Here is a 7,232-nt window from a genome sequence, read left to right as displayed (position 1 = left end):
AGCTTCCAGCTTCCAGCTTCCAGCTTCCAGCTTCCAGCTTCCAGCTTCCAGCTTCCAGCTTCCAGCTTCCAGCTTCCGCTTTGCTCGAAATCTCTTTCCTCCGGGCAGAGCTGCTGGCTGCTATCCGCTACTCTTCGGTTTCCGGTATTGGTCTTGGGGCAGCGCAATGAAGTGCGCCGGTGGCGCTGGTGGACTGCGCTGTGAGACTGTGAAGAAATTCTGCGTAGGTTGGGCTGAGGTACGAAGCCCAACATGGCGGCTAGCCTAACGCTTTGATTGTTGGCCCCCCTGCGTCGGCCCAACCTACACCAATCTGCGATCTTCGCGGTGCGCTTGGATTACTCTCACAGTCTCTGTGCTTGTCCACCCTACGGGGCTGCCCGCTATCGGCTGATCCGCGGCATTCGGAAGGGCAGCAGCACCTTCACCCAGCCTGAGCTGAAGCGATCGAGACAGAGGCTCTCGTGGACCGAGTGTGCCTTCTGCCCCAGAAGGCGCGTTTCGACGACCGACCGGGCGTAGAACGGGGTGTCTTCGAGGGTGTCGATCACCTTGGCCTCGTGGCCGGGCTCGCACTGGGTGCCGCGGCCGATGCGCCAGACGCTGGTCGTCGGCAGCGGGACGCGCGGCGGCGGCTCGAAATCTTCCGCCCGACCCTGCGCGTCGAAACGCAGGGCAAGTGAGGCGCCCTGGGCGTCGCGTGCCCGGGTGTCATAGAGAATGGCGGCGCTGTCCTTCAGCTCCGCGCGCGACCAGTCCCAGCCCTGAAAGGCCTGCTCCAAGGGCTCCGAACCGCGATTGGAATCCAGGTAGCCGGCGCCGCTCCAGCTCAGCTTGGGATTGTCGAAGTTCGCCTCGACCCGCGAGATGGGCGCGATCGGCCACCAGCGGTGACGCTCCGCCGAGTCCAGCGCGAAGTCGCGGCCGTTGACGGCGGCGGGGTAGACGCGGACCTGGCCGCGCAGTCGCGAGGGGATGGGGGCGCCGATCTCGTCGATGTCGATGACGAGTGCGTCGCCTTCCCAGTGGAGGGTGCTCGGACCGATGGTCAGGCTGTCGGCGGTACGCTCCAGCTCGTTGCGGCCGCGCTCGGTCATGGCCCAGCGCTTGCCGCGGCGACCGTAGAGGGCGACGTTCAGCGCGCAGTGGTTGAGCGGATCGGCATCGCCGCGCTGGCGCGACCAGGCGTAGTAGGGGGAGAAGACGCTGCCGATCAGCGCGATGAGGGTGAGCCCATGCTCCTCGTCGTCGCTGAGCGCATCGACATACCACCAGAGGTAGCCATTGCGGTCGATGCTCAGGTCGAACCGAGGTCCTCGATCAGGCTGGCTGCCGCCAAGCGGCCGGACATCGCCGCCATCGGGATGCCCGCTCCCGGGTGGGTGCTCCCGCCCGCCAGATACAAGCCCGGGATCCGCGTGCGCGAGGCTGGGCGATTGAAGGACGCTCGCCATCCGTGGGTCGCTTGGCCGTACAAGGCCCCGCCGGTCGCCGGAAAGAGTCGATTGAACTCCGCGGGCGTCGTGACCTGGCAGCTCCCCGCCTGTCTGAGCACCCGCAGACCACAGTTCTCCAGGTGATTGAAAACCCGCTGCTCGCATTGCTCGATCTCCGCTGCGTCGAATGAATCCAGGTCGCCACGTGGGGGCGCGTTCAAGAGAAGGAAGAGCCGCTCGGGGCCGCTGCGGACGTCGCCGCCGTGGTCGCTGCGGTCTTGGGCGCACAGATAGACAGTGCCGTCGCGCGGCAGCCTGCTGCGCTTGAAGACGTCGTCGAACTCGGAGGCATAGTTCCCGCCGAAGAAGACGTTGTGCCGCACCAGGGGGAAGCCCTGGGTCTCGGCCGTCAGGCACCAGGTCATGGCGGACATGGAGCGGCTGCTCGGCCCGACGCGCGCGACGGCGCGGCTGGCGCCCTTGCCGAGCAGGCCGTTGGCGACGGCGGCAGGGTCGGCGTTGACGACCACGGCGTCGGCCCGGCGGCTCTCGCCATTGGCGAGTCGGACGCCAGTGGTCGAGCCCCGCTCGGTCAGGATCTCGGCGACCTCGCAACCGTATTCGATGGTGGCGCCATGCTGCTCGGCGAGGCCCGCCAGGGCCAATGCGATCTGATGCATGCCGCCGACGACGGACCATACGCCTTGCTGCTCGACGTGCGCGATCAGCATGAGCGTGGCAGGCGCTTGGAAGGGCGACGAGCCGCAGTAGGTCGAGTAGCGGCCGAACAGCTGGTGTAGGCGCGGGTCTTCGAAGTAGCCCCCGAGGATCTGCCAGAGGCTGTCGTAGGGCTTGATGCCGCTCAGGTTGCCGAAGCCGCTGAGACCGCAGCGCCCCATGAGTCCGAAGAAGCTCGGGCGGGAGGCGCGGATGAAGGTGTCGTCCAGGGTTTCGTAGATCATGCGTGCCTGCCGACAGAAGGCCTGGTAACCCTTTGCTGCCGCCGCGCCCGCGAAGTTGCCGATCGCATCGACGGTGCGCTCATGGTCGGCGAAGAGGTCAAGGCGCTCATGCTCGCTCCACGCATGGCGTGCTATGATCTCGAGCGGCTCCAGCCGCAGGTGATCTTCGAGCCTCGCGCCTGCGTCCGCGAAGACGTCCTCGAAGATTCCGCGCATGGTGAAGACGGTCGGGCCGGCATCGATTCGGCTCGGCCCGACAGCAACTTCGCGCATTTTGCCGCCCGGTGCGGCGGCGCGCTCGAGTACCTGCACTTGGAGCCCGCGAGCGGCGAGCTGGACGGCGGTGACGAGTCCGCCGATGCCGGCGCCGATGACGACAACCTTCTGGGTGGGCATCACTGTATGGCCTCCCTGCGTTTGCGTTGACGCATCGGATGGAGATGTCTATTGTACATGACACACATAAGTGTCAACTATTCCTTACATTTGACTGCGGTTACCGGGGGAGCGCCGATGGATGCCACAACAAGAATCGAGCAGGCCTTGGCCTCTGCCATAGATAGTGTGGCCACCTCGGGCTGTCCTCCACGTCTTGCTGAAGCAGTCCGTCATTCCGTCTTCCCCGGCGGTGCGCGCGTGCGCCCTAGGCTCTGCCTTGCCGTGGCCGCGGCTTGTGGGAGCACCGACTACGCGGCAGCGGATGCCGTGGCGGCCTCGATCGAGCTGCTGCACTGTGCGTCCCTGGTCCATGACGACCTGCCCTGCTTCGACGATTCCCCGCTGCGTCGCGGCGTCCCCTCGGTTCATCGAGCCTTCGGCGAGCCGCTCGCGGTCCTGGCCGGAGATGCCTTGATCATTCTCGCCTTCGAGCACTTGGCGCGCAGCCTGGCTGCGACTCCCGAGCGCCTCGGCCCTCTCTTGCTGACCGTCAGTCGCTCGGTCGGGATGCCGCATGGCATTACCGCCGGCCAGGCTTGGGAGTGCGAGCCGCGGGTGTCCGTCGAAGACTATCATCGCGCCAAGACCGGCTCTCTGTTCGCGGCCGCTACGGCGGCCGGTGCCCAAGTCGCCGGCGCGGACGCCGATGCCTGGCGCGTCGTCGGTGACCGGATTGGCGAGGCCTATCAGGTCGCGGATGATCTGCGTGACGTCGCCGCCAGTGCCCAGGAGGTCGGCAAGCCGGTCGGCCGGGACGCACTGCTCAATCGCCCTAGCGCGGCCGGGGAGCTTGGGGTCGACGGCGCCATCGATCGGCTGCGTCAACTTGTCAAGGGCGCGATCGACGCCATCCCGGAGTGTCCGGGGCGTGACAAACTGGCCGAGGTCCTGATGGCCGAATCCCGCCATATCATGCCTAAGGACCTCGCGCAGCGCGCGGCATGATGCCTTGAGACAGAGGCACGGGCCGTCAGCTTCGGCGGCTCGAGCTAACTTGCGGTAGTACCTTCTGTGTGGCTCCCTGATCGCCTCCTCGCTGTCCGTAATCGTGTGCTCTCCAGTCCTGGCTTTCAACGCTGGGCTGCAGCTTTTCCTTTCACCCGCTGGCTCGCGCGGCGTCGCTCGCGCGAGCTGTTCGACATCGTTGCCGGCTTCGTCTATTCGCAAGTCCTCTTCGCCTGCGTGCAGCTGAAACTGTTCGAGATTCTGGCCGAGGGGGTGCAGTCGTCCGGTCATCTGGCGGATCGCCTGGGGCTGCCGCCGGATGAGGCGCGTCGCCTGCTGCGTGCCGCGGCGAGTCTGCGGCTTGCCGAGGCGCGTGGTCGCGATCGCTTCGCCCTCGGCGAGCTGGGCGCGGCGATGCTCGGCAATCCCGGAATCGCGGCCATGGTGGAGCATCACGCTATGGCCTATGCGGATCTCCAAGACCCTGTCGCCTTGCTGCGCGGCGAGGCCGAGCGGCGCGAGCTGCTGAAATACTGGGCCTATGTCGGCTCCGAGCGTCCGGCCTCGGCGGCCGAGCACGCGGTCGGCGGCTATACCGAGCTCATGGCGGACTCGCAGCGCTTGATCGCCTCTGACGTGCTGGATGCCTACTCGCTCGAGGAGCATCACTGCCTGCTGGACGTGGCGGGCGGGGACGGCACCTTCTTGGTGACGGCGGCCAAGCGCTGGCCGCATCTGCGCGTCATCCTCTTCGATCTGCCGGCTGTCGCCGAGCGCGCTCGGGCGCGCTTCGAGCGCGAGGGGCTGGCCGATCGGGCGATCGCCGTCGGCGGGGATGTGCTGCGCGATCCGCTGCCCCAGGGGGCCGATGTCGTATCACTGGTGCGCGTGCTGCACGACCATGACGACGGGATGGCCCAGTCCTTCCTGGAGGCGACCTGCCATGCGCTGCCCGAGGGTGGGCGCCTGCTGGTCGCCGAGCCCATGTCAGGAACGCCTGGGGCCGAGCCCATTGGCGACGCCTATTTCGGCTTCTATCTGCTCGCAATGGGCAGCGGACGTCCGCGGCCCCCGGTGGAGGTCGAGCAGATGCTGCGCGATACCTGCTTCGATCAGGTCCGTCAGCTCCCGACGCGCCGGCCGATTCTCACCCAGGTCATGGTCGCCCGTCGCGCAGGCTGAGCCGCGCGTCCTTCGGGGGCCGTCTCGAGGCCTGTTCCCCTGCGGCGCGGGATGCGCTCCCGTCGCCGAATCGACTTCGGCGATTTCTGCCAATTCCCATGCCATCTGGCTTGTCGTGACGCCCGCCTTCTGTGCCGCCCCGCCAGTCACATCGCCCAGCGATGCTCCTGTCGGCGCTCCTTGAAGGCGGACCTCAATCCGGCGCCACCTGGTATAAGAACTTCCGGCAATCGCCTTATCTCAGATCAAGATCCACAGCACTCGCCCTAGACTGACAGTCAACTTTCGTTAAACTGTCCCATCCTTCAGTATCAACCTGTTTCGAGTCACGTTTTGAGCGCTACTATCCCGAATCTCGAAGCCCTGGCGGTCGTGCTCGAGGAGCCGGAGCGCCTGTCGCTGCGCAAGCTGGCGCTGACGCCGCCGACCGACGAGGATGTCGTGGTCGACATCGAATGGAGCGGTATCAGCACAGGGACCGAGCGTCTGCTCTGGTCCGGGCGGATGCCGGAATTCCCAGGCATGGGCTATCCGCTCGTGCCTGGCTACGAGTCGGTGGGCCGTGTCGTCCACGCCGGCGCGCAGGCTGGGCTCGAGGTCGGGCAGCGCGTCTTCGTCCCCGGTGCCGTGTGCTATGGCGAAGTTCGCGGCCTCTTCGGTGGGGCGGCCTCGCGGGTCGTGGTGCCGGGCAAGCGCCTGCTCCCCGTCGACGATGCGCTCGGTGAGCAGGCCGTGCTACTGGCGCTGGCGGCGACCGCTTACCATGCCATTGCCGGCCCCGAGTCGCCACACGTCGAGCTGATCGTCGGGCATGGCGTGCTGGGGCGTTTGCTGGCGCGCATTGCGGCCTTGGGCGAGGGCTCGCGTCCTGTGGTCTGGGAGACCAGCCAGGTGCGGAGGTCGGGTGCCGAGGGTCATGGCTATGATGTGATGTCTCCGGACGACGATCAGCGTCGCGACTACGGCAGCATCTGCGACATGAGCGGCGACCCCGGCATCCTGGATAGCCTGGTCGCGCGGATGGCGCGTGGTGGCGAGATCATCCTCGGCGGCTTCTACAGCCAGCCCGTGTGCTTCACCTTTCCGCCCGCCTTCATGCGCGAGGCGCGCTTCCGCATCGCGGCCGAGTTCCAGCCGTCCGATCTCGCCGCGGTGCGCTCCCTCTTGGAGTCTGGCCGTTTGTCCCTGGATGGGCTCATCACCCATCGCGTGCCCGCGACCGAGGCCGACAGCGCCTATCGCACGGCATTCGGTGATCCCAGCTGCCTGAAGATGATTCTTGATTGGAGATCGATCTCGTGAATGTACCCGTCAAAGGTCCCGCGCCGGCCGCGTCGCCGGCCATCAAGGAGACGCAGATCATCGCCATCTATGGGAAAGGCGGCATCGGCAAGAGCTTCACCCTGGCCAACCTGTCCTACATGATGGCCCAGCAAGGCAAGAAGGTGCTGCTGATCGGCTGCGACCCCAAGAGCGACACGGCCACGCTGCTGTTCGGCGGGCGCAACTGTCCGACCATCCTGGGTGTCTCGAGCGAGAAGAAGCGCGCCGGTGAGCAGGTGGCCATTGGCGACATCTGCTTCAAGCGCGACGGCGTCTTCGCCATGGAGCTCGGCGGTCCCGAGGTTGGGCGCGGCTGCGGTGGCCGCGGCATCATCCACGGCTTCGAGCTGCTCGAGGGGCTGGGCTTCCACGAGTGGGACTTCGACTATGTGCTGCTGGACTTCTTGGGCGACGTGGTCTGCGGCGGCTTCGGTCTGCCGATCGCGCGCGACCTCTGTCAGAAGGTCATGATCGTCGGCTCCAACGACCTGCAGTCGCTCTATGTCGCCAACAACGTCTGCTCGGCGGTGGAGTACTTCACCGGCCTGGGCGGCAATGTTGGCGTGGCGGGCATGGTCATCAACAAGGACGACGGCACGGGCGAGGCCCAGGCCTTCGCCAAGGCGGCCGGTATTCCGATCCTGGCGACCATCCCGGCGAACGACGAGATCCGCCGCAAGAGCGCCAACTACGAGATCGTCGGCCGCCCCGGCGGTGACTGGGGTCCGCTGTTCGAGGAGCTGGCGACCAACGCCGCCGAGGCCCCGCCGGTGCGCCCCAAGCCGCTCCAGCACGAGGCCCTGCTGGACCTCTTCAAGGGCGACGATGTCGGGCGCCACGTCAAGCTGGAGCCGGCGCGTCCGGAAGACATGTGCGACGCGGCCGCCATCGCCAAGCCGTCGCTCGAAGTCGTCTACGACGACGTCTGAAACAGCCGCGGAATCTT

The 7,232-nt window shown here is 66.7% G+C and carries 6 protein-coding genes; 4 read left to right on the top strand and 2 right to left on the bottom strand.

Annotated features, from left to right (window positions below):
• Positions 1–383 precede the first annotated feature (383 nt).
• Both G3446_RS15035 and crtD read right to left on the bottom strand, forming a co-directional pair.
• Positions 384–1,214 carry a carotenoid 1,2-hydratase gene (locus G3446_RS15035; protein ID WP_342450124.1) on the bottom strand — a complete coding sequence of 277 codons (831 nt, stop codon included), beginning with the start codon at positions 1,212–1,214 and terminating at the stop codon, positions 384–386.
• 83 nt (positions 1,215–1,297) lie between these two features.
• Positions 1,298–2,794: a 1-hydroxycarotenoid 3,4-desaturase CrtD gene (gene crtD / locus G3446_RS15030; protein ID WP_164453643.1), complete on the bottom strand. Its 1,497-nt coding sequence runs from the start codon at positions 2,792–2,794 to the stop codon at positions 1,298–1,300.
• Between the two features lie 117 nt (positions 2,795–2,911).
• Here crtD and G3446_RS15025 point away from each other — a divergent pair, with 117 nt between their 5' ends.
• The 4 genes from G3446_RS15025 to G3446_RS15010 all read left to right on the top strand — a co-directional run bounded on the left by G3446_RS15025 (position 2,912) and on the right by G3446_RS15010 (position 7,215).
• The gene (locus G3446_RS15025) at positions 2,912–3,781 is read left to right on the top strand and encodes a polyprenyl synthetase family protein (RefSeq protein ID WP_164453642.1); all 870 of its coding nucleotides are present in this window, start codon (positions 2,912–2,914) and stop codon (positions 3,779–3,781) included.
• Between the two features lie 105 nt (positions 3,782–3,886).
• The gene (locus tag G3446_RS15020; RefSeq protein WP_425338405.1) at positions 3,887–4,963 is read left to right on the top strand and encodes a methyltransferase; all 1,077 of its coding nucleotides are present in this window, start codon (positions 3,887–3,889) and stop codon (positions 4,961–4,963) included.
• A gap of 333 nt (positions 4,964–5,296) precedes the next feature.
• The gene (bchC, locus tag G3446_RS15015) at positions 5,297–6,265 is read left to right on the top strand and encodes a chlorophyll synthesis pathway protein BchC (protein WP_209262442.1); all 969 of its coding nucleotides are present in this window, start codon (positions 5,297–5,299) and stop codon (positions 6,263–6,265) included.
• A complete protein-coding gene (locus G3446_RS15010) occupies positions 6,262–7,215 on the top strand; it encodes a chlorophyllide a reductase iron protein subunit X (protein WP_164453640.1) in 954 nt (317 codons plus the stop codon). The genes bchC and G3446_RS15010 overlap by 4 nt, the downstream gene beginning before the upstream one ends.
• Positions 7,216–7,232 lie beyond the last annotated feature (17 nt).

This window comes from Thiorhodococcus minor, assembly GCF_010820565.1.
GTDB lineage: Bacteria > Pseudomonadota > Gammaproteobacteria > Chromatiales > Chromatiaceae > Thiorhodococcus > Thiorhodococcus minor.
Note: the sequence above shows the minus strand (reverse complement) of the source record. Positions and strands in the feature narration are given on the sequence as shown.